General features: G+C 42.6%; 25 protein-coding genes and 1 riboswitch. Of the genes, 13 read left to right on the forward strand and 12 right to left on the reverse strand.

Features of this window, described 5'->3' with window-relative positions; all coding sequences use genetic code 11:
- Position 1: 1 nt before the first annotated feature.
- From DH10bf12_RS03355 to DH10bf12_RS03370, 4 genes are all read left to right on the forward strand, one after another.
- Positions 2 to 1,036: a FecCD family ABC transporter permease gene (locus DH10bf12_RS03355; RefSeq protein WP_471737197.1), complete on the forward strand. Its 1,035-nt coding sequence runs from the start codon at positions 2 to 4 to the stop codon at positions 1,034 to 1,036.
- Entirely contained in the window at positions 1,033 to 2,067 is a 1,035-nt protein-coding gene (locus tag DH10bf12_RS03360) for a FecCD family ABC transporter permease (protein WP_471737198.1), read from the forward strand. Before DH10bf12_RS03355 ends, DH10bf12_RS03360 begins: the two co-directional genes overlap by 4 nt.
- On the forward strand, positions 2,067 to 2,882 hold the full coding sequence (locus DH10bf12_RS03365) for an ABC transporter ATP-binding protein (RefSeq protein WP_471737199.1): 816 nt from the start codon (positions 2,067 to 2,069) through the stop codon (positions 2,880 to 2,882). Before DH10bf12_RS03360 ends, DH10bf12_RS03365 begins: the two co-directional genes overlap by 1 nt.
- Positions 2,883 to 3,064: 182 nt before the next feature.
- A complete protein-coding gene (locus tag DH10bf12_RS03370; RefSeq protein ID WP_471737200.1) occupies positions 3,065 to 3,796 on the forward strand; it encodes a GTP pyrophosphokinase in 732 nt (243 codons plus the stop codon).
- 38 nt (positions 3,797 to 3,834) lie between these two features.
- On the opposite strand, the gene DH10bf12_RS03375 is transcribed toward DH10bf12_RS03370, so the two are convergent.
- Together DH10bf12_RS03375 and DH10bf12_RS03380 are read right to left on the reverse strand one after the other, a co-directional pair.
- Positions 3,835 to 4,062 carry a hypothetical protein gene (locus DH10bf12_RS03375; RefSeq protein WP_471737201.1) on the reverse strand — a complete coding sequence of 76 codons (228 nt, stop codon included), beginning with the start codon at positions 4,060 to 4,062 and terminating at the stop codon, positions 3,835 to 3,837.
- Positions 4,063 to 4,088: 26 nt separating this feature from the next.
- Positions 4,089 to 4,283 (reverse strand): hypothetical protein, encoded by a 195-nt coding sequence (locus DH10bf12_RS03380; RefSeq protein WP_471737202.1) that lies wholly within the window; start codon positions 4,281 to 4,283, stop codon positions 4,089 to 4,091.
- A 313-nt stretch (positions 4,284 to 4,596) separates the two neighbouring features.
- On the opposite strand from DH10bf12_RS03380, the gene DH10bf12_RS03385 reads away from it, so the two are divergent.
- The gene (locus DH10bf12_RS03385; protein WP_471737203.1) at positions 4,597 to 5,076 is read left to right on the forward strand and encodes an RrF2 family transcriptional regulator; all 480 of its coding nucleotides are present in this window, start codon (positions 4,597 to 4,599) and stop codon (positions 5,074 to 5,076) included.
- An 18-nt stretch (positions 5,077 to 5,094) separates the two neighbouring features.
- A complete protein-coding gene (locus DH10bf12_RS03390; RefSeq protein WP_471737204.1) occupies positions 5,095 to 5,478 on the forward strand; it encodes a nuclear transport factor 2 family protein in 384 nt (127 codons plus the stop codon).
- A gap of 304 nt (positions 5,479 to 5,782) precedes the next feature.
- Here the strand turns inward: DH10bf12_RS03390 and DH10bf12_RS03395 are convergent, their stop codons facing one another.
- On the reverse strand, positions 5,783 to 7,765 hold the full coding sequence (locus tag DH10bf12_RS03395) for a phospholipase D-like domain-containing protein (RefSeq protein WP_471737205.1): 1,983 nt from the start codon (positions 7,763 to 7,765) through the stop codon (positions 5,783 to 5,785).
- 186 nt (positions 7,766 to 7,951) lie between these two features.
- Here DH10bf12_RS03395 and DH10bf12_RS03400 point away from each other — a divergent pair, with 186 nt between their 5' ends.
- Positions 7,952 to 8,743, forward strand: coding sequence for a serine/threonine protein kinase (locus tag DH10bf12_RS03400; protein WP_471737206.1), 792 nt, complete (start codon positions 7,952 to 7,954; stop codon positions 8,741 to 8,743).
- 56 nt (positions 8,744 to 8,799) lie between these two features.
- On the opposite strand, the gene DH10bf12_RS03405 is transcribed toward DH10bf12_RS03400, so the two are convergent.
- The 3 genes from DH10bf12_RS03405 to DH10bf12_RS03415 form a co-directional block, all read right to left on the reverse strand.
- Positions 8,800 to 9,003 (reverse strand): hypothetical protein, encoded by a 204-nt coding sequence (locus tag DH10bf12_RS03405; protein WP_471737207.1) that lies wholly within the window; start codon positions 9,001 to 9,003, stop codon positions 8,800 to 8,802.
- A 124-nt stretch (positions 9,004 to 9,127) separates the two neighbouring features.
- Entirely contained in the window at positions 9,128 to 10,063 is a 936-nt protein-coding gene (locus DH10bf12_RS03410) for an aldo/keto reductase (protein ID WP_471737208.1), read from the reverse strand.
- A gap of 29 nt (positions 10,064 to 10,092) precedes the next feature.
- Positions 10,093 to 10,578: a peptide-methionine (S)-S-oxide reductase gene (locus DH10bf12_RS03415; protein ID WP_471737209.1), complete on the reverse strand. Its 486-nt coding sequence runs from the start codon at positions 10,576 to 10,578 to the stop codon at positions 10,093 to 10,095.
- 443 nt (positions 10,579 to 11,021) lie between these two features.
- On the opposite strand from DH10bf12_RS03415, the gene DH10bf12_RS03420 reads away from it, so the two are divergent.
- From DH10bf12_RS03420 to DH10bf12_RS03440, 5 genes are all read left to right on the forward strand, one after another.
- Complete coding sequence (locus DH10bf12_RS03420; protein ID WP_471737210.1) at positions 11,022 to 11,282, forward strand: hypothetical protein; 261 nt, start codon at positions 11,022 to 11,024, stop codon at positions 11,280 to 11,282.
- A 64-nt stretch (positions 11,283 to 11,346) separates the two neighbouring features.
- Positions 11,347 to 12,108 carry an ATP-binding cassette domain-containing protein gene (locus DH10bf12_RS03425; RefSeq protein ID WP_471737211.1) on the forward strand — a complete coding sequence of 254 codons (762 nt, stop codon included), beginning with the start codon at positions 11,347 to 11,349 and terminating at the stop codon, positions 12,106 to 12,108.
- A complete protein-coding gene (locus DH10bf12_RS03430) occupies positions 12,092 to 13,501 on the forward strand; it encodes a hypothetical protein (RefSeq protein WP_471737212.1) in 1,410 nt (469 codons plus the stop codon). Before DH10bf12_RS03425 ends, DH10bf12_RS03430 begins: the two co-directional genes overlap by 17 nt.
- 35 nt (positions 13,502 to 13,536) lie before the next feature.
- Entirely contained in the window at positions 13,537 to 13,923 is a 387-nt protein-coding gene (locus DH10bf12_RS03435; protein WP_471737213.1) for a hypothetical protein, read from the forward strand.
- Positions 13,924 to 13,926: 3 nt separating this feature from the next.
- Positions 13,927 to 14,217 (forward strand): hypothetical protein, encoded by a 291-nt coding sequence (locus DH10bf12_RS03440; protein WP_471737214.1) that lies wholly within the window; start codon positions 13,927 to 13,929, stop codon positions 14,215 to 14,217.
- A gap of 78 nt (positions 14,218 to 14,295) precedes the next feature.
- Here the strand turns inward: DH10bf12_RS03440 and mmuM are convergent, their stop codons facing one another.
- From mmuM to DH10bf12_RS03460, 4 genes are read right to left on the reverse strand one after another with little or no spacing between them, the layout of a single operon-like run.
- On the reverse strand, positions 14,296 to 15,222 hold the full coding sequence (gene mmuM, locus DH10bf12_RS03445; protein ID WP_471737215.1) for a homocysteine S-methyltransferase: 927 nt from the start codon (positions 15,220 to 15,222) through the stop codon (positions 14,296 to 14,298).
- Between the two features lie 26 nt (positions 15,223 to 15,248).
- Positions 15,249 to 15,989, reverse strand: a complete 741-nt coding sequence (locus tag DH10bf12_RS03450; RefSeq protein WP_471737216.1) for an amino acid ABC transporter ATP-binding protein — start codon at positions 15,987 to 15,989, stop codon at positions 15,249 to 15,251.
- A complete protein-coding gene (locus DH10bf12_RS03455; RefSeq protein WP_471737217.1) occupies positions 15,989 to 16,708 on the reverse strand; it encodes an amino acid ABC transporter permease in 720 nt (239 codons plus the stop codon). The genes DH10bf12_RS03450 and DH10bf12_RS03455 overlap by 1 nt, the downstream gene beginning before the upstream one ends.
- A gap of 21 nt (positions 16,709 to 16,729) precedes the next feature.
- Positions 16,730 to 17,542, reverse strand: coding sequence for a transporter substrate-binding domain-containing protein (locus tag DH10bf12_RS03460; RefSeq protein WP_471737218.1), 813 nt, complete (start codon positions 17,540 to 17,542; stop codon positions 16,730 to 16,732).
- Positions 17,543 to 17,724: 182 nt separating this feature from the next.
- Positions 17,725 to 17,829, reverse strand: a riboswitch (SAM riboswitch).
- A gap of 203 nt (positions 17,830 to 18,032) precedes the next feature.
- On the opposite strand from DH10bf12_RS03460, the gene DH10bf12_RS03465 reads away from it, so the two are divergent.
- Entirely contained in the window at positions 18,033 to 19,268 is a 1,236-nt protein-coding gene (locus DH10bf12_RS03465; protein WP_471737219.1) for an NAD(P)/FAD-dependent oxidoreductase, read from the forward strand.
- A 116-nt stretch (positions 19,269 to 19,384) separates the two neighbouring features.
- On the opposite strand, the gene DH10bf12_RS03470 is transcribed toward DH10bf12_RS03465, so the two are convergent.
- A complete protein-coding gene (locus tag DH10bf12_RS03470) occupies positions 19,385 to 21,034 on the reverse strand; it encodes a b(o/a)3-type cytochrome-c oxidase subunit 1 (RefSeq protein WP_471737220.1) in 1,650 nt (549 codons plus the stop codon).
- Complete coding sequence (locus DH10bf12_RS03475) at positions 21,031 to 21,507, reverse strand: cytochrome c oxidase subunit II (RefSeq protein ID WP_471737221.1); 477 nt, start codon at positions 21,505 to 21,507, stop codon at positions 21,031 to 21,033. The genes DH10bf12_RS03470 and DH10bf12_RS03475 overlap by 4 nt, the downstream gene beginning before the upstream one ends.
- Positions 21,508 to 21,509 lie beyond the last annotated feature (2 nt).

Genomic DNA, 21,509 nt, shown 5'->3' on the forward strand with positions numbered 1-21,509 from the left:
GATGAATAACCTTTCCGTTACAGCACAGAAACAGTGGCATATGCCAAAAAACTTCATTAAGCTGCTGGTTATATCCTTTGTACTGTTAGCGGTATGTATATTTGCTTCACTTGCATTCGGGTCACGGGCACTGGCAATGAGTGATATCATAACTGGTTTATTTAGCGCCGATGTCCAGACCCACGAGGCAAATGTTGTACGGCAGAGAATTGCGCGAACCGTATTCGGATTTATGTGCGGCGCAGCACTTGGTGTATCCGGGGCCCTGCTTCAATCCGTTACCCGGAACCCGATTGCTGACCCGAGTATACTCGGTGTGAATACCGGGGCTGCACTTTTCGTCGTTTGCGGAATCGCATTTTTTAACATTAACAGTGCAGCACAGTTTATTGTTTTTGCCCTTGCAGGTGCGATCCTGACTGCTATATTTGTATACGGAATTGGTGCAATGGGTCGTGGCGGTGCCACGCCCCTTAAGCTCGTTTTAGCGGGTGCTGCGACAAGTGCTGCCTTGTCATCCCTTGTGATGGCAGTGATGATCCCCCGTTCGAGCGTAATGGACCAGTTCAGATTCTGGCAGGTAGGAAGTGTTGGTGCCGGCACATGGGATTCAGTGATGATTTTTATTCCATTTCTCGTCGTTGGACTGATCATTGCTGTTGTCACAGCACCTGCACTGAATGCGCTTGCCTTAGGTGATGAAGCTGCCAAAGGACTTGGTGTAAAGACAGGAACACTCAGACTGATTGCAGCGCTTGGCGGCGTGATGCTGTGCGGTGTAACTACTGCGCTTGCCGGGCCGATCGGATTTATCGGTCTTCTCGCCCCTCACCTGATCCGGCTGATGATTGGACCGGATTTGCGCTTTATGATTCCCATGTCTGCGATCTCAGGTGCCATTATTTTAAGTATTTCAGATGTTGCCGGACGCGTGCTTGGCAGTCCGGGTGAGCTTGAGGTCGGGGTGGTTACAGCATTTGTTGGCGCACCTGTACTCATTCTAATTACAATGAAAGCGAAAATGCGTGCATTATGATGAATAATGAATTGATTCAGCCTATAAAATCAGGAAGAATAAAAAGGCAGCGGAGGTTTCTGACTGTCACAGCTATCCTTACCATACTGGCACTGGCGCTCAGCGGCGCTATGCTGATGCTTGGTAATACAATTTACCCGGTCAGAGAAGTAATCGGCGTTCTGATCGGTGAAGAAGTCAGCGGTGCATCCTTTGCAGTCGGAACGATCCGGCTCCCAAGAATGATTGCCGGTGTGTTTGCAGGCTTTGCATTTGGCGTAGCCGGTCATGTATTTCAGACCATGCTGAGAAATCCGCTCGCTAACCCGAATGTTATCGGAATTACTGCAGGTTCCAGTGCTGCCGCTGTATTCAGTATTATCGTACTGCAGGCCAGCAGTACATTTATATCTGTTTCCTCTGTGATCGGAGGACTGGTTACAGTACTCGTTATTTTCACTCTGTCTAAAAGCACTTCATTTTCAATTGGCCGATTAATTCTTGTTGGCATCGGGATACAGGCAATGCTCAATGCAGTCATATCTTACCTCCTTCTCATCGGACAGGAAAATGATATTCCGACGGCGATGAGATGGTTGACAGGAAGTCTGAACGGCGTAACGACTGAAGGGCTGTACCCGTTAATGGTAACGGTTCTGATTTTCACACCGATTATTCTTGCCCTCAGCAGGCGGCTCGATATGCTTGAGCTTGGTGAACAGGCAGCGACTTCGCTTGGGATCAACACAAGCCGGACAAGACTCTTACTCGTTGTCAGCTCTGTCATGATCATTGCTTTAGCCACTGCAGCGACAGGACCGATTGCATTTATCGCCTTTTTATCCGGGCCGATTGCTAAAAGACTTGTGGGTGCAGGATTTTCAGGCACAATTCCTGCCGGGCTGGTAGGTATTATTCTGGTGCTTGCTTCTGATCTGATTGGTCAGTTCGCCTTTACTGCACGCTATCCTGTAGGCGTTATTACAGGTATACTGGGGGCACCGTATCTGATCTATCTGCTGATCAGAATGAATCAAAAAGGAGACTTGTAATGAAACAGACACATACCTTCCGTGCTGACAACATCATTGCCGGATATGACCAATCGCCGATTCTTCATAACATTGATGTCACAATTCCAAGCAACGAAATCAGTATCATCATTGGGGCCAATGGCTGCGGAAAGTCTACCCTTTTAAAGACGATGGCGAGACTGATCAAGCCGACAGCCGGTGAAGTCACAATCGGCGGGACACCGATCCAGAAGATCCCACCGAAGAAACTGGCACGTGTGCTAGGCTTGCTTCCTCAGACACCGATTGTACCTGAAGGCATTACAGTGACAGATTTAGTCGGCCGCGGACGCTTCCCACACCAGTCATTTATGAAGGGGTGGAGCCAAAAGGATTATGAGGCTGTGAGTGAGGCAATGGATATCATGAACATCACAGAATTCGCTGACCGTCATATTGATGAGCTGTCAGGCGGCCAGAGACAGCGCGTCTGGATCGCCATGGCGCTTGCCCAGCAGACAGATATTCTGTTTCTTGATGAGCCAACGACATACCTGGACATTACCTATCAGGTCGAAATTCTGGATCTGCTAACAGACTTGAACCGTAAATACGGTACAACGATTGTGATGGTGCTGCATGATATCAACCTTTCAGCCCGCTATGCAGACCATATCTTTGCGCTGCGCGAAGGAAAACTGATCGCAGAAGGTGATCCGTCTAGTCTTATTACAAGCCCGCTGATTGAAGAGATCTTTGGACTGAAATGCTCCGTCATGAAAGATCCGATCTCAGGATCCCCTTTTGTTGTGCCAATCGGACGGCATCATAATAAGATCAGAAAACATTCATGAGTGAAAGCCGCAGAGGAGATTCTGCGGTTTTTTGTTATAAAGATGCTGACTTTCTTCGCTCATGACTTCACATCATTGTCAAACTTCCACAAAAAATCAATCAATCCGTGCAACCAAATGCTTGAAAAGCCAGTATAAATAATAAAAAAGCTGAAAATACAGCAACTTACGGAGGAAACAACATGACAGAACTTCATCAGCCCATTTCAAAAGAAGAATTTGAACGCCTCAGAAAAGAAATCACGCGGTTTCGTGCGACTTATAAGTTTGCTTTGGACGAGATCAGTACAAAGGTGAACATTCTGAAAGAGGAGTTCCAGCTGATTCATACGTATAACCCGATTGAGCACGTGAATACACGCGTAAAATCCGGGGATAGTGTGGTGAAAAAAATACAGAAGAAGGGACTGCCGCTGTCACTTGAGGCGATTGAAAAGGAGATCAAGGACCTGGCAGGAATTCGTATCACCTGCTCCTTTGTTTCTGATATATACAAAATCAGTGAGATGATTCAGAAACAGGCGGACATTCAGGTGATCGAAGTGAAGGATTATATCAAACATCCGAAGCCAAACGGCTATCAGAGTCTTCACCTGCTTCTGCAGATACCGGTTTTCATGTCTGACCGCACTGTGAATGTGAACGTTGAGATGCAGATCAGAACCATTGCGATGGATTTCTGGGCCAGTCTTGAACACAAAATCTATTATAAATATAACGGCAACGTTCCTGAAAAGCTGATGCTTGAGCTGAAGGAAGCTGCAGATACGGCAAGTGCGCTGGATAGGAAAATGGAGCGGATTAATCAGGAGGTAAATATTCTCAAGGAAACAAACTATGAAGAAGATGAAATGTTTAATCCCGCTGAGATGATGGCTGATCTGCTGAAACGGATGGATAAAGGCAAGAGATAAAAAGAGGCCAGGTGCTGTGATTGATCCACACCTGGCTTTTAAGCATTTCCAGAAAACCAAGTCACAACAAGTGCCATGCTAACGATGCCCCATGCAACTGCTCCCCATATAAACCAGATGACCGGTTTAGCTTTCTTTTCACCATCTTCAAGATCCGGGTTACTTTTCAATAGCTCTACCCGCTCATTCATTGATTTCCTGAGTACCATCAGCACAACAAACCCAATTACCAAAAAAGCGATGGTAAACCATAATAGTAAGTCCATTTCACTTCACCCCTTCGTTAAATGGCTTAAAGTCTGTTTGGATTCTCAATCTTCATTCCAAAAACGTCTCCGCATTTCGCATAGCAGAAAATATACATAGCTGTACCGAGTGACATAAATGAATCTGGTTTCTTAATCTTATCATAGCCGCTGTTGCCGATTTTTCCGGTTTTGAACGCTGTATGTCCGCACTTTTCACAATTGAAGTTTTTTCTCATCATACCATTACTTCTCATAAGCTATTAACAAAGATACGTGTGAGTTGGAAAAGCGTTCCTTGATGTTGATCTTTTTCACCCGTGTGATGACACGCATTGATTCTATACAAACAGTAAAAGCGAATTTATTTGTCTGATTTTAAAAATTTTTAACATGAAAATACAAAATTCATTTTTGCAAATGATTAATGTGATTAATCGTTTGACTGAAATAAATGCTTTACTTTTTCATTCTTAAGCGTTATTATTTTTAAGTAGACAACACGGATAATGATTATCCACTTTATACACGTTGAAATTGAAAGGAATTGATATCTTGCATATAAAAACAGGGGTTGAACAATCAGTGTATGGTATATTGCTGCTTACGTTTCTACCTGAAAAAGCTGTGCTGCCAGGAGATGTCATCAGTACTCAACTGGGAGGGTCACCTACGTATTTTCAAAAGCTTCTTCGAAAGCTGGTTAGCGCTGATTTACTGACTTCCGTTCCTGGAAGCAAAGGTGGATTTCGTTTGAAGAAAACACCGGAGGAAATCACGATCTATGACGTATACGTAGCGATTGAAGGCAAGCAGTCTCTTTATTCATCAAGCGGTATTTTTCACGATATGCTTAACTTAAAAGATAAAGATATGTGTTTACTATCTGACTTAATGGGAGAAGCTGAATCTTCATGGCAGTCCATTTTAAAACGTCAAACCATCGCTATGCTTACAAATGAAATTCATAAAAAGTGTCCGAAAGAAAATTTGGACGTACTTAAAGCAACAGTAGAAGAAAAAATGGTGCTGTAGCACCTAAAGGAGATTATTATGGAAAACTTAAATAGATATTTTGATTTATTCGATCAGTCACGTACAAGCGAACAAGCATTTGAAGAATTAGTGAGCCTTTTTTCAGACGATATTGTATTTGTCTTAAACGGCCACAAAAAGCAGGGCATTGAAAACTGGAAGATGTTTGTGAAAATGGTGTTTAAAGAAAATGCTGACATTAAGCATATGTTCGAAGGCTGGAAAGGAATTGAAGGTACAGATATGTTAGAAACACCTTGGGCAGTTTGCGGCAAGCGTGCAACTGGAAACGTTTTTACTCAAACAGGTAAAGATATTGCGAGATTAGATGAGAATGGAAAAATAACTTATCTAGAAAATATCCCGGATAATACAGATATGTTTGACTCCTACAAAAACTAGTATAAAAAAAGACCGAAATTCCTTAGATTAGGAAAACGGTCTTTTTTATATGAAGTTTTTCTAAAAGACACAGATTTATATAAGTTGAGCGAGTTATATAAAAAAATTCATTATTTCTATTTTATCCAATGTTATTTAATAGTCCTTATGATTTATACCATTCAATAGATAAAATGATTTTGTTGCGATGACAGAGATGCTTCACACTAAAACAGCCCTCTTTTTCATAATCGAAAAGAGAGCTGCACTGTTTTATTTACTTTATTTTCTGCACTTCAGTACACAGCCCTCAAAATTTAATAGACTAGTTTACTGTCCCGCCCGCACTCATATAGCGCGCATTAAATTCCTGCACAAACTGATTCACAACTTCAGCATCATGAATGATCAGCATGTTTTCATCATTGACATTATTTCCATTGTTACTCCAGTTTGTAGACCCGACGACAACAGTCGAATCACTGTTTGTATCAGCATCAATAATCATTGTTTTACTGTGAAGCTTGCGGTCTTCATTTGCTTTATAGACCGGGGCAGGGTTAGCCCAGCGCGTATTTGGATTGTCCACGCTCGTCTGACTTGCTGTACGCCCTGTCATATCCACACTTGCACTCCACCACTGGTTCCAGAAGCTGTAGTCAAACAGACCTTTTACATCAAATCCGGTCAGTGTTCCTTCCAGATCATTGTAGGAGCCTTCATATTTATTTTTTAATTCATCTACAAGACCCTGGTCACTCCAGGCGAAAATCGTGAAATAAGTGTTGAGGTCCGCTTCATTTTTCACAAGCTCTCTCATGCGACCCAGTGCATCATCTCCGGTAGAGAAATAAACCTCAACCATTTTGCCGCCTACATCAAATATATGCTGCGTATTGTCTGTTTTTCCCGTACCGAAATTCGACACTGACGCGTCAGGAGTCATCGTCTCACTGCCCCACATTTCGTTAAATTCTGTCTCATAGGCAGTTGCAACCTCAGGGGCATGCAGCTCGACTACATGCTGCTGGTTACCACCAAGGACGCCGTTCGCCATATTGTCCTCTGAGCCGTAAAGTCCTGTTACTGTAAAGTTCCAGCTGCCGGTAAATACCCACGTATCATCTACAACGGCAAACTTATTGTGCATCTGCACACCAGGTGAATAGTATGTACCTGCTGATTTCTCTTCACCGTCTACAAATAAATACCCTGTATAATCTGAGTTGCCGATTGTATAGGTTCCATATTCGAAATCATCCGGAGCAGATGGCAGTCCGTGTGATGTTCTCAAAGCCGGATCCTCCACTGCAAGCATCGGAGAGTCAGAGAAAACCTGAATATCATCAGCAGTGCCGACAGCACCATCTTTTCCGCGGACCATTTCCTCTATGTATAATCTCATTGTGTTAAAGCGGTCTGCATAATGAGGATCCGTCGCATCTTTTGCATCTGCAATGACACGTACATCGATCCCTTCAGCTGCCTTATTAATCAGTGTATCAACCACACGTGGCAGGTTAATTTCATATGTAGCAAAATCAATACTTGTCGTCGCCTGATTCAATCTTTCAATCAAACGGTCTTCAAGGTTTACGTTATAATTCGCAGCATTGCCTGCTGTTGCATCAGCAGCAATTGCACATTTATTAAAATAAACATTGATCGCATACAGTGATTCAGATACGTTATTTAAACGTTCAGTCGAGTCACCGCAGACGTTAGCCGCTGTGCCGTCACCTGAGCCTGTGTTGCCTGAACCGCTGTTAGCAGGTGTTCCAAAACCGCCGTCATATGAAGCTGTTGCTGTCCCCCAGCTTGCTGCGGCTGTTCCGGCACCATCAGGATTGATTCTTTCCATGGTTGATTTAGCCGTATTATCACCGCCGTACCAGGCATCGACTGAATCGACTAACACACCGTCCGCATTGCGCAGCTCCAGTGTTTCTCCACTATTTCCAAGCGAGCCGCTGTAGATCAGATCAGCAGTGAGTCCCGCCAGAGTACCATCATCTGTTTTTTCCAGCAGAAAAGAACCATTAGCCGGAATCTGACCTTCTAACGCAACAGCGGGTGAACCGTCCTGCGCGTTTAACGACCAGCCTGTTAAGTCAATATTTTCAGATGTATTATTATAAAGCTCCATCCACTCATCTGAATAACTGTACGTTGTGCCCATCCAGGCAATTTCATTGATGACCACGTCATTAGCCGTGATCGCTTCCGCTCTTTCTTCATTCCCATAGACAGGAACAAACAAAGAGATCACCAGAGACAAAATCAGAGAACGATTCAAAACCTTTTTCATACTGACAACTCCTTTAAAGTGATTACCAGATTAGTATATAGGAGCTGAGTGACGATTTGTTAAGCCACAGATAAGTATTTGTAAATATGATAAAATCGCATCTTCAGTCTGATGTTTTCAATCAATATTTTCTGGATTTTAATATATTTTGATATAATCAAATCAGCTTAACAAACAGAGGTGCTTATGGACGCTCTACGTTGGATGATGAAAAAAACACGCCAGAGAATGATGGACCATCAATTCCAGCCCGGCGAAGTGCTGGCCGGGCGCTACGACATTGAAAAGGTGCTGCAAAACGGAAGTTACGGAATCATCTATTTATGTCACGACCAGAAAACCGGACAGACATGCGTTGTGAAGCAAATGCGTAAAAGTAAGAAAAAAGAAAATGCTGAAAACTATCTTCAGGAGACAGCGATACTGAAGCTCCTGGACCACCCGGGGATTCCATCGCTGGTCGCCACCTTTTCATATGAGAGTGAACAGTTCTTTTCGATGACATTTGTAGAGGGTAAAAATGTGGAGGATACATTATTTGCGACCGGACAGCAGTATACAGAAAAGGAATGTCTGGCAATCGTTGAACAGCTGACTGGTATTGTTTGTTACATCCATGACCAGGGTGTATTCCACGGGGATATCAGAATTCCAAATGTTCTTCTTCACAATGGTGAGATTCACCTGATCGACTTTGGTCTGGCAAACAGGCTGGAGGCAGACAACGTATTAAATACGCAGCGTGAAAAGCTCGCACAGGATGATTTCTTTGATCTGGGAGACTTCCTGTTGTTTCTCCTGTACTCTTCTTATGACAAGGACATCAAAAAGGGAAGACCCTGGACAGAAGAGCTTCATCTCGAGCTGCAGACAACGCTGCTGCTCAAACGGCTGCTTGGTATTACTAAGCCCTATCAGCAGTGCGCAGACATTCTCACAGATATCAGGAAGGCGATTGGCAGCTTTCACACACATTAAAAGACGCCGCTGAACCATTGTCGGGTTCAGCGGCGTTTTTTTCGATTTCATTGCAATCAACTGCTGGAATAATGTCTGTTGTTTTTGTAACGGCCTGAACCACCATACGGGTTGCGTCCCCGCCGGTCACTACTGCTTCCACCGCGGTAACCGCGCCTTTTCCCGCTGCTTGAGCCGTGACGGTAATGCTTTCTTCTGCCACTGCTGCTGCCACGCTTCTTCAGTTCTTTGGAAATGCCTTTGATGATCTTTTTGAACATTAAGCATCCTCCTTTAATGTAGAGGGTGTACTCTGTAAAGGTGAAACACACCCTCTATCATGAGCATAAAACGGCTGATGATTTTATACAACTGAAATGTATTTCCTCATTGTCACAAAGCCTGTTACCACGGCAGTTTGGCATCCTCAAGATCTTCCCGCCACATCTCTTTTAACTCATTGAGCATCTCAGCGGACAGGCGTCCCTCTGATGCGGAGCGGTTCTGGTTAAACTGCTGACGATCTTTTGCACCGGGGATCACTGTGGATACCGCTTCGTGCGACAAAATAAACTGCAGCGCTGCCTGTGCCATTTGTGTATCGTCCCCAATGATCTGCCGTACTTTTCCAACCAGCCTGCCTCTTTGTTCAATCTCTTGCACACTCCATCTGCTTCTGATTCCGCTGAACCGGCTGCCCGTGTCATACTTGCCGGTCAGCCAGCCTGAATCAAGCGGCACCTTCGTGATGACCCCTACACCCTGACGCTCAGCTGCCCTGATCGCAGCTGCAGGCTCCTGGTGAAAAATATTAAACATCACCTCAATGACCTGGCTATCCGTTTTCTCTAACAGCTCATTCATTTCTTTTCCGGTATCCACTGAAGCTCCGTACGCTCTGATCTTCCCCTGCTCCTTCAGGTTTTCCAGCACTTCAAACTGCGGACTGTTTCTATCCAGACTTGAAAACGGCGGGTTATGAAGCAGCAGGCTGTCGAGATAATCTGTCTGCAACCGCTGTAGACTGCCTTCCACTGACTGGGTCAGTTTTTCCGGGTCAAAGCTTTGTTCCCCGTTCTGATGGTGGCCACATTTACTGCTGATCACCACCTGCTCTCTTTTACCCTTAAACGCTTTTCCAAGCAGCTCTTCACTTTTTCCCGACCCATAGTTAGGTGCCGTATCAAAAAAGTTACATCCTGCACCCATGGCTTCACTGACTAAATGAATCGCTTCAGCATCCGTCATTCTGCCCCAGTCTTTTGTGTTACCTAACTGCCATGCACCAAATCCGATCTCTGACACCTGGATCTCTGTATTTCCTAAGCTTCGTTGCTTCATCTAATTGTTCCCCATTTCCTTATATTGAGTTACTTATTTGACTGAACACGGTATTTATTCATCAGCTCATCAGAAATGTGACAGTAATCATCCGGACACTTCTCGAGCCGGTCCTGATGCTCCTCTGCACTTCTCACGTAATTTGTGAGAGGAAGCACTTCAACCACAATGCGGTCAGCATCGTCTCTCTGCCGGATAAAAGCCTGTGCCACTTTTAAATGAGCAGGATCTTCACTGTAAACGCCGGTTCTATACTTCTCTCCAACATCAATCCCCTGCTTATTCACGCTATAAGGATCAATGATTTCAAAGAAGTAATCCATCAGCTGTTCCATCGTTACGACTTCAGGATCAAACTCAGTTTTCACACATTCTGCAAACCCATCGTACTCACCATCAAGTGTACTCGTTGAGCCATTCGCTCTTCCTGCTTCTGTCGATGTTACGCCGGGCAGCGTCTTGATAAATGCCTGCACGCCCCATAGGCAGCCTCCGGCAAAATATACGGTTTCCATATGGTTTCCCCCTTGTATATATTAAAATATCTATTTTCTAAAAAACATTCACTTTACTGTTTTTCACTAGCTGATTACTTAACTTCATTTAAGAATTTATATTATATTCAGTCGAAAATCACTATAAGTACCATCAAGTTGAAAAAATATTTAAAGATTTTTTTACATTTTGATGGATAAGAGCTTCGAATTTCCCAAGTTATTTCCAATACCATCTGCTACATATTAAGTATTTGAAAAACGATTCTCTATATTTCGGCCCCCAAATTAAGCCAGAAGTATGATAGAGTAGATAATTTTCCCAACAACATCACATAGTAGATTTGATATAGTAATAAGCAATTAGAAAATAATACAAAAGAAGGTAATTCACTCAAACAATTGATTGATCAATGGCTGTTAAATAGTTAAATAAAATTGCTAATTGAAAGGAGGTGAATATGATGCAGGAGATGAATTTGCAAAATCTATCTTTTAGGTTTTATGCGTTGTTGTCAAGTATAGTACAATATATTACAAATCCTTTCACTCAGAGTTTTCAAAATGCTGAAGCTGTAGGCGAAACGCAAAAAAATGCTTACATATGGGTAATTGTATTTGTACTTGTAGTAGCTGCTTACTTAGCTGCTTGTGCTCTAGTTGACAAAGAATTCAGTGGAGAAATTAAGTTTTTGGGCTTTTATGCCAAAGTAAAGTGTATCTAAGCAAAGGTTTTAAAAAGGGGTGCATGCTTTTTGCTCCCCTTTTATTTTTAGGAGGATGGTTGTCATGCTAAATTTGTTGATTAATAAAAAAAAGTATACTAGTTCCTTCGAGTTAACAGATATCAAACTTCAAGTATTTAAAGGGGAAATTACGCTTTTACTTGGTCATAACGGCTCAGGCAAAACAACGATCATTAAATCCCTTCTTGGTTTAACTGATTATGAAGGCACCTGTAACATAGATGACAAACAAGTTGATTATTGCAGTAATACTAGTATTACTGACTTTAAGATGAAAGTTTCATACATATCTGATCATGCCGACCTCTTTGACTATCTATGCCCTCAGGAATATATCAACTTGATGAAAAGTACATACAGTGGTTCGGTGGATCAGCGTTATCTGGAAAACTTAATTAAACTATTCGAATTAACACAATACCTCTCAGTTCCTATAAAGAACTTATCCTACGGAAACAGAAAAAAGGTACAGATTGTAAGTCAATTATTTCTGAAACCTGATTATTTAATTATAGATGAACCTACAAACGGTTTGGACCCGGATATGATTATCGTTTTGAGGAAAATCCTAAAGGTCGTCAAAAATACCGGAACAGGCATTTTACTATCCACTCATCATTTGGATTTTGGTCAGGATCTAATGGATAGGGTACTCATTATAAGAAACGGGAAAGAACTTTTAAATGCAGATGCAGAAGAACTGCAAAAGCAGTTTTCAGGTCAACGCATAGAGGAAGTTTATCAGAAAGTAAACCATGAATATTATCAGCACGTGGAGGAACTGCTATATGAACTCAATGGCTGAGATTATAAAACGCGTTGAATTGCCCGGTCTGTTAATCAGAATAAAAGAAATTGCTTCTGACAATAAACCTCAGACATTTGCGGTATCAATCGGAGTGCTGCTGATCTATTCTCTTTACTTAACCATTGCTGTTCAAAGTTCATTGGGAACAGACATTACTGAACAAAGTTATTCTGAAAGAACCTACATCGCATACATAAGTTTTTCCATTCTTTTATCGAGTATCATATTTTTCTTATCTAGAAATAAGCTGGATTCTTCAAGCTATAAAAACCTGTATTATGCGATTAACGTTAAATCACACGAGTTTATCATTGCACTTTATTTCATTCTATCTGTGTTTTACACACTTATTCTTTCGTTCACAATGCTGCCGCTCTTCATTGTAGGATATATCATTTTTGAATCGTTTTTTGTCATGTTTTTTCTTTTTATACTTTCGATTTATACAGGTACATTTTTATTTTTGCTCGTTTTTACACTGTGGATGGTCAGTAACTTTTTCTTCAGACGATTCTTGTTTATTTGTCTATCCTATATCGCTCAAATATTAGTTGTGAGCGGACTAGTCGTTTCACTGTTTCATAACTACAGCTTTCAATTTGAAAGCCTAGAGTTTCTTTTAGCATTTCTTTATATTTCAATCGGGTGTTGTTTTCTTTTTATATTATTTTATAAGCATTCAACTACTTATCTTTTAAAACAATTTCAGGAGAATTCAAATTCGAGTATAGGCTTGATTGATAAGCCTGTGTCATTTGATCAAATGAAAAGCAATTATAGTATTAATGCAAAAATGGAAAGTGTATATATGTTCAGAAGCAATGTTTTAGCGGAACAGGCTTCACTATATATCTTTCTCATCTTGATTACTGTAATTTTTTATAACGCACTCAGTTATGTGAACTTCACAGCAGTATACACTGCCATCCTTAATTTTGGATTAATAGAAGTCATCATTATCCTACCTTTAATTTTTGGATTTAATTTCATTAAAAGCCAGGTTTATCTATTTCCATTAGGCTTTACTAAAAATGAGTATTTAATTCCAAGGTTAGGATTATACACACTGATTAACACTTTATTTATACTTTCTTTTTTAATTTTTATCCCCTTAACGTTACAAATTCCAAGTGAATTTTCTTTTAGCTTTTTGCCTAAAGTGTTATTTCTAACTGTCATTTCTGTATTAATTGGCTACGAGTTTCCGATGACTCAAATGAATAAGGTACTTTTAATACTTACTCTAGTTATAACCTTTGGAATGTTCGATTTCTTTTTAATGTATATATTTAATTCTTTAGCGATTGTAAATAGTATTTATCTCGTTTTAACAGTTATTTCTTTCATATGTATCAGAATTTTTTACTTAAGGAAACCGGTGGTCATATGATACTTTTTTTTATTTTTCTAGCTATGTGTACGTATATGGTTGTCACTTTAACTGTAGAACATTTTGTTAGTCAATTTATCATTACAGTAGTTGTGACACTATTTTTACACGAACTCGGTCATATCTTGGCCATCATCTATTACAACTGGACCGAAAAAAGGAAACCACTTGATTTTCGTATTCATCTTTCTTGGCACTCATTTGAAGTGCATCACCTTACATTTATTAAGAAATACAAAAACATTATAATAGCCTGTGCCGGTTCAATTTTTCCTTTTTTACTCAGTATTATATATTTCAAATTGTTTAATGGACCATTGGCAGGCATGCTGTTTTTTTCATCTATATTAAACCTTGCATTGTTATTACCAATCTTTCCTGATGGTAAAAATGTATTAAATAATATGGCAAAAGGAGAATGAGTTATGCAAAAATTATTTAAATATCTTTCAAGTGGTGTCAGTTTTCTTCTACTGTACTTTGGGGCAACATTTATTATCCCTATGATTTTGATCATCATAGATTACACAAATGTAAATTTGAAACCTACACTGTTTGGTCAGGAATTATTAATCATTCAAGTTAATGAGAACACATTTCTTTCTGAAGGGACTGGCTTTGGTGCACTGCTATCGTTTGCTTTGGGATTATTAGTTTATTATTTATCGCTTCTAATTTTTAAAAAAAGAAAAGTAACTCCTAGTGAAACTTATTAAATACTAAACACCACCGCCAAAGCGGTGGTGTTATTTGTTATACTCCGTGTAGATCAATTTAACACTTGAGACCTCCACCTATTTACGCGCCCACTCAGTAATCGCCCTAATATCCTCAGGGGTCGTTCTGCAGCAGCCGCCAATGATCCGTGCACCCGCTTCATACCACCGCTGTGCGTCCTCCGCAAACTGATCTGACGAAGTTTCCCCGCCCCACTCTTTGCTGACTGCATCATATGTTTCACCTGAGTTCGGATAGACAATGATCGGTTTTGCCGTCCGGGTTTTTACTTCTGTAATCAGGGAAGCGATCGTCTCCGGTGCTGAGCAGTTGATACCGACTGCTGCCACCTGCTCCTGATCATTCAGCCACTCTGCACAGTCAGCAATTTTTTCACCATTGCTGATATGTAATTGATCCTTTGCGCTGAAGCTGACCCATGCCGTCACTTCAGGAAATTCCTTTAATACCTCTGCAATGGCTTTCGCTTCTTTAAGGCATGGAATTGTTTCGCATGCTAACAGATCTGCTCCGGCTTCAACCAACACTTTGATTCTCTCTTTGTGAAAGGCAACCAGTTCTTCAAATCCTGCGGCGTAATCACCACGGTATTCAGATCCGTCTGACAGAAAAGCGCCATATGGACCGACTGAGGCTGCGACTAAAGGTTTTGGACGCCCCTGCTGTCCCGTCCAGAATTCATCGCGCGCTTGTGCTGCAAGATGGACTGATTTCTTAATCAGATTGACGGCTTCTTCTTCAGTCAATCCCCTTTGCTGATACCCTTCAATCGTTGCCTGATAGCTGGCAGTAATCGCACAGTCGGCGCCTGCCTCAAAATAATCAAGGTGCACCTTTTTAATCATTTCCGGATTTTCCAGCAGAATTATTGCCGACCAGAGCTGATCATTCAAATCACATCCATAGCCCTCGAGCTCAGTTGCGAGTGCCCCGTCAAGAATGATGATGGGATAGTCATTCAGTATCGTTTTGATCGGGTTCATGCTATGTCATCCTTTCTGTCATCCTATTATTCAGCCCGCTTTGACCGCTTTAAAAACTGCTTCGTTCTTTCTTTTTTCGCGTGGTTAAACAGCTGATCAGGCGTTCCTTCTTCTACAATCAGCCCATCCTCCATAAAAATCACTCTGTCAGAGATGTCACGCGCAAACTGAAGCTCATGCGTCACAATGAGCATCGTTTTTCCTTCTTCAGCCACACTTTTAATCGTTGCCAGCACACCGTCCACAAGCTCCGGGTCAAGTGAAGATGTAGGCTCATCAAACAACAGGACTTTCGGGTTGAGTGCCATCGCACGGGCAATGCCGACACGCTGCTGCTGACCGCCTGAAAGCTGCGCCGGATAATGATCGAGCCGGTTGGATAACCCGACTTTTTCAAGGATGGCAAGGCTTGTCTCTTTCGCCCGCTCCTTCTTCAGCTGCTTCACACTTGTTAAGCCGACCATTACGTTTTCGAGTACAGTCAGGTTTTTGAATAGATTGTACTGCTGAAAAACCATGCCTGTTGACGTTCTTAACGCCAGAATATCCGACTTACCTGCCGACTCAGCGTCCACCTTTTTACCGTTGAGCTGAACGATTCCGCTGTTTGGCTGCTCGAGAAAATTGATGCAGCGCAGGAGCGTTGATTTCCCTGACCCGCTTGGACCTAAGATCGACACGACTTCCCCTTCACGAATGTCCAGGTCAATCCCTTTCAGCACGTGCTGTTTGTCATAATATTTATGAATATTTTCAAGTTTTATCATCATGCAATCCCTCTTTCATATCTGCGCGCCCGCTTTTCAAGTCTGACAAGCAGCCGTTCAACAGCGATGCAGAGAATCCAGTAGACAATCGACACCGCAATATACACTTCAAAAAATGCCAGACCGCGTGAGCCGAGAATTTTCGCCTGTCCCATGACGTCAATGACACCAATAATGAATACTAAGGATGTATCCTTGATCGTGCTGATAAACATATTGCCAAGGTTAGGGATCGCAACAGTCAACGCCTGCGGGAAAATGATTTTCGTCATCATCTGCACCGGGCTCATCCCGATCGCCTTCGCTGCTTCAAACTGCCCACGGTCCACTGATTCAATCGCAGAACGGATCGTCTCAGACAGATAAGCCCCGAGGTTAATTGAAAACGCCAGTAGCGCATACACTTCAGGCGAAATACTGTTCACATCTGCTGATAAAAACACACCGTATTCAATCTGCAGGTAATAAATCACTTTCGGGATCCCGTAAAACACCAGATAGATCTGTACGAGTAATGGCGTTCCCCTGATAAATGAGACGTAGACTGATGTAATCACGCTCAGTACAGGCACCTTGTAGATTTTAATTAAAGCTGTCGCAAGTCCGATCAGAAGGCTGATCACCATAGAACCCACGGCAATCCCTATCGTAATCGGCAGTCGCGACAAAATCGCGGGATAGCTTTCTATGATAAAGCCGATATCCAGTAAATTTTCCATACACTCTTACCCTCCGGACGCTTATTCAGGAATATATTCTCCGCCGGTCCACTTCTGTGACAGTTCAGCTAATGTACCATCCTCTTTCAGCTGCCTGATGATCGGATCAATTAAGGCCTTCAGCTCCTCGCCTTTTTCACCGTGCTTCAGCACAATGCCCATCTGATCATTGACAAGCGACTGTCCGACAATTTCAACGCCCAGCTCATTTTTCTCAAGCACGTTATTCATCATAATCGGATCATTCACATAGGCATCTACGCGTTCGTTTTGCACGTCCTGTAAAATCTCAGCAGGCGTTCCGCTTTCACTGTACGTTAATTCAATCGGAGTATCCGCTGTCTCGTTATACTCTTCAAGCAGCAGCGTATAGGAATCACCCGCGAGCGCACCCACCTTCTTTCCTTCAAGGTCCTCAATGGTCTGAATATCCTCTCTGCCTTCCTTCACAGCAATGACCGTTTCAGCTGCAAAATAGGACTCATCTGTAAATAAATACTTCTCCTCGCGCTCAGGTGTTTTCGCTACCTGATCAGCTACCGCCTGAATTTTATTGGATTCAAGCGAAAGAAACATACTGTCCCATGGAACCGCCTTAAACTCGAATGTATAGCCATCAAGCTCCTCATCAATCGCTTTTACAACATCCACGTCATAGCCTGTCAGTTCATTGTTGTCATCTGCAAAAGCAAATGGCGGATAATCATTCTGCGTTCCGACCGTAATGACCTCATCGCCATTTGACGCCGTCGTTTCCTCTGAAGAACAGCCGCTTACTACACCTGCTCCAGCCAGTAAAAATAGTGATAAGAATAAAGGTTGATGTCTTTTCATTATGCAAGCTCCTTTTATGTATATAATGTAAATTAATGTAATGGATTAGCTTTTTAAAGTCATATTTCCATTGTTGAACACACTACGCTCCCTTTTTCCTTATCTGCAACCGGCAATATAAAGGGCAATCTCCTGATAAACACAAAAAAACCACTTCCAATAAGAAAGAGGTTTTAATCTGCTTCTTATCTCTCAGAATGACAACATTCTGCAGGAATTAGCACCTCTCATCAAATGATGGTTGCTGGACGTCATCGGGCCTGTCCCTCGGTCTCTCTGGATAAGTTATTTAATTTTTCGATAGTTAGAATAGTATGCGACTTTTAAGCTTCTGTCAAACAGATTTTTCTTCTTTTTACACACACTCACATTTTCTTAAAAATTGAAAGCGTAACCAACGCAATATCCCGACACTTTTTACGTATTGAGCATATTAAAAATATTTCGGGACATAGTAACAGCATCTATTTTAATTTGGGGGAGGAACAAAATGAAACGACAAACCGGCACTTATTATTGGCCTACTACTTTTCCGGATGCACCGTCTTATCCTGTACTAGAAACAGACCTCATCTGTGATGTACTGATTGTTGGAGGCGGAAGTTCAGGGGCGCAGTGTGCACATTACCTGGCTGGCCATGACCTGGATACAGTCGTGATCGAAAAATCAACGATTGCTAGCGGAAGCACTGTGACGAATACAGCGATTTTGCAATATTCAGGTGAAAAGATGTTCACCAGTTTAGTGAATACATTCGGAGAAGACTACATTGCAAGACATTTGCAGCTGCTGCAGGAGGCGATTGATGAGATTGAAGCAGCCTCCAAAAGCAGTTCAATCGACTGCGAATTCACCAGAAGAGATACGTTATATTCCGCAAGCTGTCCGGAAGACGTTGCCAAGCTGCAAAAGGAATATGAGTATTTAAAGCAGCATGATTGTGAGGTCGACTTTTTAAAAAGAGATGAGATTGAAGCGAAGTATCCATTTAGCAGAGAAGCAGCGATTTATTCCTATCGCGACGGTGAAATTAATCCATTCAAATATACGCATGCGCTATTTGAAGAGGCAGTGGCACACGGTGTACGTGTATATGAGCATACTGAAATGAATGGACAGCACGTCGATCAGGGCAGCGGCAATATGATTGTGACAACGAAGAACGGTTATGCCATAGAGGCGCGTCATGTGATTTTTGCTGCAGGTTATGAGGGCATGGATATTAAAAAAGAGAAGAAAGCTTCTTTTGAAAGTACCTTCACGATTACCACTACTCCGGTTGATGACCTGTCTGCATGGTACAACCGGACACTTCTCTGGGAAACCGCACGTCCCTATATTTATGTACGGACTACGAAAGACAACCGGGTAATCATTGGCGGACTGGATGAAAATACAGATGAAGAAAGAGACAGAAATAGTAAATTAACTCATAAAAAATATCAGTTAATTAAGGAATTTAATAAACTGTTTCCTGATATTCAGGTGGAACCTGAGTTTTATCTGGCTTCATCCTACGGTGGGATTGTAGATGGGGTACCTGTCGTTGGGAATTACAAAGAATTCCCGGGCTGTTATTTCGTGTTTGCATTTGGTGATAACGGGATGGTGTATGGGCAGGTGTTAGCAAAGCTTGTTGCTGAGGAGATTGTGAAAGGGGATAGTGCGGGTCTGGCGATGTATTTGCAGGATCGGCCGATATTAAATCAAGCAAAAAGGCCGTGACAATCCCGGCCTTTGCTTTTTTAATCTTCATCCGTTGTTAATTCTACATATATGCCTGTTGTTAAAATGATGACGAGAAAAAAGAAGATTAACGATAGTACCATTTCACTCAACTCCTACCATGTGATAAATCCTCTGGAACCTGGTGGTGCATGCTGAATCATCTGGGCGATCGGGATCGCGTATGCGATGATGATGAGTAAGAAGGCGATGCCAATCCACAGCCACCAGTTTTCAAGTATTTTCGGTGTTGCCCGTTTATCACTTTCAGCAAGCGGAAACTCAACAAATTCATGCGGCTCAGCCTTTGGTGAGACGAATGCGCTCATGATCACGATATAGAGCAGCAGCATGGCTGAAAGGAAAAGAATGCTTCCGCCAACGGCCATTGTGACGTGGTTTGTCAGGATGCCATCAAACCACTCCATTGCGGATTCATGGCCGTTGTAACCTGAATATGCTGTTCGGCGAGGCGCGCCGAGCAGTCCGAGAATATGCTGCGCTGTACTCATTAACAGCATCCCGACTGACCATAAGCCAATCTGGATAAAGCCTAATTTTTTCATGGTGTTCGAGAACTTTCTTCCGGTTAAATACGGAATTAGCCAGTATGTCAGCCCCATGAAAGTCATAGCAACAGGCGTTCCGACAGTAATATGGAAGTGACCGACGATCCAGAGTGTGTTGTGCACGATTTCATTCAGCTGAAAGCTTGCGTTAATGATTCCGCCTGCTCCTCCCGGAATGAAGAAGGCCATGGCCACGAAAATGGATGTGAACCGCAGATCTCTCCACGGAAGCTTTGTGAACCAGCCGAATAACCCTTTCCCGCCATTCTTACGTCCAGCCCGCTCGAAGTTTGCAAACATGGAGAATGCCGTCATGAGAGACGGAATAATCACCATAAACGTTAATACGACCTGCAGGAACTTCCAGAAGTCAGAGATGCCGGGCTCCATTAGCTGATGGTGAAAGCCGACAGGAATGGAGAACAGGATAAACAGGACAAATGCAAGACGTGCAAGTGAATCACTGAAGACCGGCACGCCGATAATTTTCGGCACAATTGTATACCATGCCATATAAGCAGGCAGCAGCCAGAAGTAAACGAGCGGGTGACCGAAATACCAGAACAGCGTCCGGCTCAGTTCCACATTGATCGTATCCACCCAGCCGAATGCCCATGGAATATACTGAAATAACACTGTCGCGACGACACCAAGGCATGCGATCAACCATAATACAATGGTCGCTACTGTCATAAATGCAAAAAGCGGACTGAGCTCACCGCGGTTTGCTTTTCTCCATTTCACGTAATGGCCAATGAGTCCAAACCCCATAATCCAGGAGCCGACGACAAATAATGCAAGACCCACGTAATACCACGGGTTAGCCATTAAAGGGGCGTAAAATGTATAAAGAACGGATGCTTCTCCGATCACAATCATAAATGTCGCAAGAATCGTTCCTGCAAGCATGACCAGAAATCCGATCCAGTTCCAAAGCAATACCTTCGGACCGAATGCGCCAAGGCTTTTACTCATACCTGAAATGAAAAAGGCAAAAATGAAAAATGTCGTAAATATAAGTGCAAGTAACACGCCATGTGCGGTTAAAATCTGATAGTAATCCAGCCATGCCGGAAGCTCCAGTGCGTCGTTACGGATAAATACCTGCAGCAGACCGGCAAGTGTTCCGATTAAAAATGCGGTGTAGGCAACACCAATATTCCAGAGTGCGAGTTTACGTTCTCCAGCTGCGATCATGATTCAGTCACCTCAATTTCCCTGTACATAAAATGATGACCTGTTCCGCAGTATTCATTACAGATGATCAGATATTTCCCCGGCTCTTTAAAGGTGTATGATTTTGTCGTCACCTGACCGGGCACAACCATCATATTGACGTTTGTGTTATCAATCGTAAAACTGTGAACCACGTCTGTACTTGTTACTTTAAAAATAATTTCTTTGCCAACCGGCACTTCTAACGCCTCTCCGCCGTCGTAAGCAAAAGCACTTGCGATGATCGCGGCCTGATACGTATCATCATCCAGCTTTTTAACACCCGGCTCGTTAAATGGAGCGGTTTCTCTTACCTTTTCAGGATCGATCGTCTGGATTCCGCCAGCAGGTGTGTGATCGTGGGCAAACGCATTGACACCGACAATACTTAAGAATGCGATCAGGCATACTGTGCCGAACACGAGCCATATTTTTTCGTACTTATGAAGATGCATGG

It is taken from the genome of Jeotgalibacillus sp. 10bf12, from assembly GCF_055597105.1.

Bases quoted from the DNA above. Each gene is read 5' to 3' on its own strand.
- DH10bf12_RS03455 (WP_471737217.1), bottom strand. From the start codon at position 16,708: ATGGAAAATTTACTGGATATCGGCTTTATCATAGAAAGCTATCCCGCG.
- DH10bf12_RS03355 (WP_471737197.1), top strand. From the start codon at position 2: ATGAATAACCTTTCCGTTACAGCACAGAAACAGTGGCATATGCCAAAA.
- DH10bf12_RS03370 (WP_471737200.1), top strand. From the start codon at position 3,065: ATGACAGAACTTCATCAGCCCATTTCAAAAGAAGAATTTGAACGCCTC.
- DH10bf12_RS03475 (WP_471737221.1), bottom strand. From the start codon at position 21,507: ATGCATCTTCATAAGTACGAAAAAATATGGCTCGTGTTCGGCACAGTA.
- mmuM (WP_471737215.1), bottom strand. From the start codon at position 15,222: ATGAACCCGATCAAAACGATACTGAATGACTATCCCATCATCATTCTT.
- DH10bf12_RS03430 (WP_471737212.1), top strand. From the start codon at position 12,092: ATGAACTCAATGGCTGAGATTATAAAACGCGTTGAATTGCCCGGTCTG.
- DH10bf12_RS03420 (WP_471737210.1), top strand. From the start codon at position 11,022: ATGCAGGAGATGAATTTGCAAAATCTATCTTTTAGGTTTTATGCGTTG.
- DH10bf12_RS03440 (WP_471737214.1), top strand. From the start codon at position 13,927: ATGCAAAAATTATTTAAATATCTTTCAAGTGGTGTCAGTTTTCTTCTA.
- DH10bf12_RS03360 (WP_471737198.1), top strand. From the start codon at position 1,033: ATGATGAATAATGAATTGATTCAGCCTATAAAATCAGGAAGAATAAAA.
- DH10bf12_RS03395 (WP_471737205.1), bottom strand. From the start codon at position 7,765: ATGAAAAAGGTTTTGAATCGTTCTCTGATTTTGTCTCTGGTGATCTCT.
- DH10bf12_RS03405 (WP_471737207.1), bottom strand. From the start codon at position 9,003: ATGTTCAAAAAGATCATCAAAGGCATTTCCAAAGAACTGAAGAAGCGT.
- DH10bf12_RS03400 (WP_471737206.1), top strand. From the start codon at position 7,952: ATGGACGCTCTACGTTGGATGATGAAAAAAACACGCCAGAGAATGATG.
- DH10bf12_RS03425 (WP_471737211.1), top strand. From the start codon at position 11,347: ATGCTAAATTTGTTGATTAATAAAAAAAAGTATACTAGTTCCTTCGAG.
- DH10bf12_RS03380 (WP_471737202.1), bottom strand. From the start codon at position 4,283: ATGATGAGAAAAAACTTCAATTGTGAAAAGTGCGGACATACAGCGTTC.
- DH10bf12_RS03435 (WP_471737213.1), top strand. From the start codon at position 13,537: ATGGTTGTCACTTTAACTGTAGAACATTTTGTTAGTCAATTTATCATT.
- DH10bf12_RS03470 (WP_471737220.1), bottom strand. From the start codon at position 21,034: ATGATCGCAGCTGGAGAACGTAAACTCGCACTCTGGAATATTGGTGTT.
- DH10bf12_RS03410 (WP_471737208.1), bottom strand. From the start codon at position 10,063: ATGAAGCAACGAAGCTTAGGAAATACAGAGATCCAGGTGTCAGAGATC.
- DH10bf12_RS03375 (WP_471737201.1), bottom strand. From the start codon at position 4,062: ATGGACTTACTATTATGGTTTACCATCGCTTTTTTGGTAATTGGGTTT.
- DH10bf12_RS03415 (WP_471737209.1), bottom strand. From the start codon at position 10,578: ATGGAAACCGTATATTTTGCCGGAGGCTGCCTATGGGGCGTGCAGGCA.
- DH10bf12_RS03390 (WP_471737204.1), top strand. From the start codon at position 5,095: ATGGAAAACTTAAATAGATATTTTGATTTATTCGATCAGTCACGTACA.
- DH10bf12_RS03465 (WP_471737219.1), top strand. From the start codon at position 18,033: ATGAAACGACAAACCGGCACTTATTATTGGCCTACTACTTTTCCGGAT.
- DH10bf12_RS03460 (WP_471737218.1), bottom strand. From the start codon at position 17,542: ATGAAAAGACATCAACCTTTATTCTTATCACTATTTTTACTGGCTGGA.
- DH10bf12_RS03450 (WP_471737216.1), bottom strand. From the start codon at position 15,989: ATGATAAAACTTGAAAATATTCATAAATATTATGACAAACAGCACGTG.
- DH10bf12_RS03365 (WP_471737199.1), top strand. From the start codon at position 2,067: ATGAAACAGACACATACCTTCCGTGCTGACAACATCATTGCCGGATAT.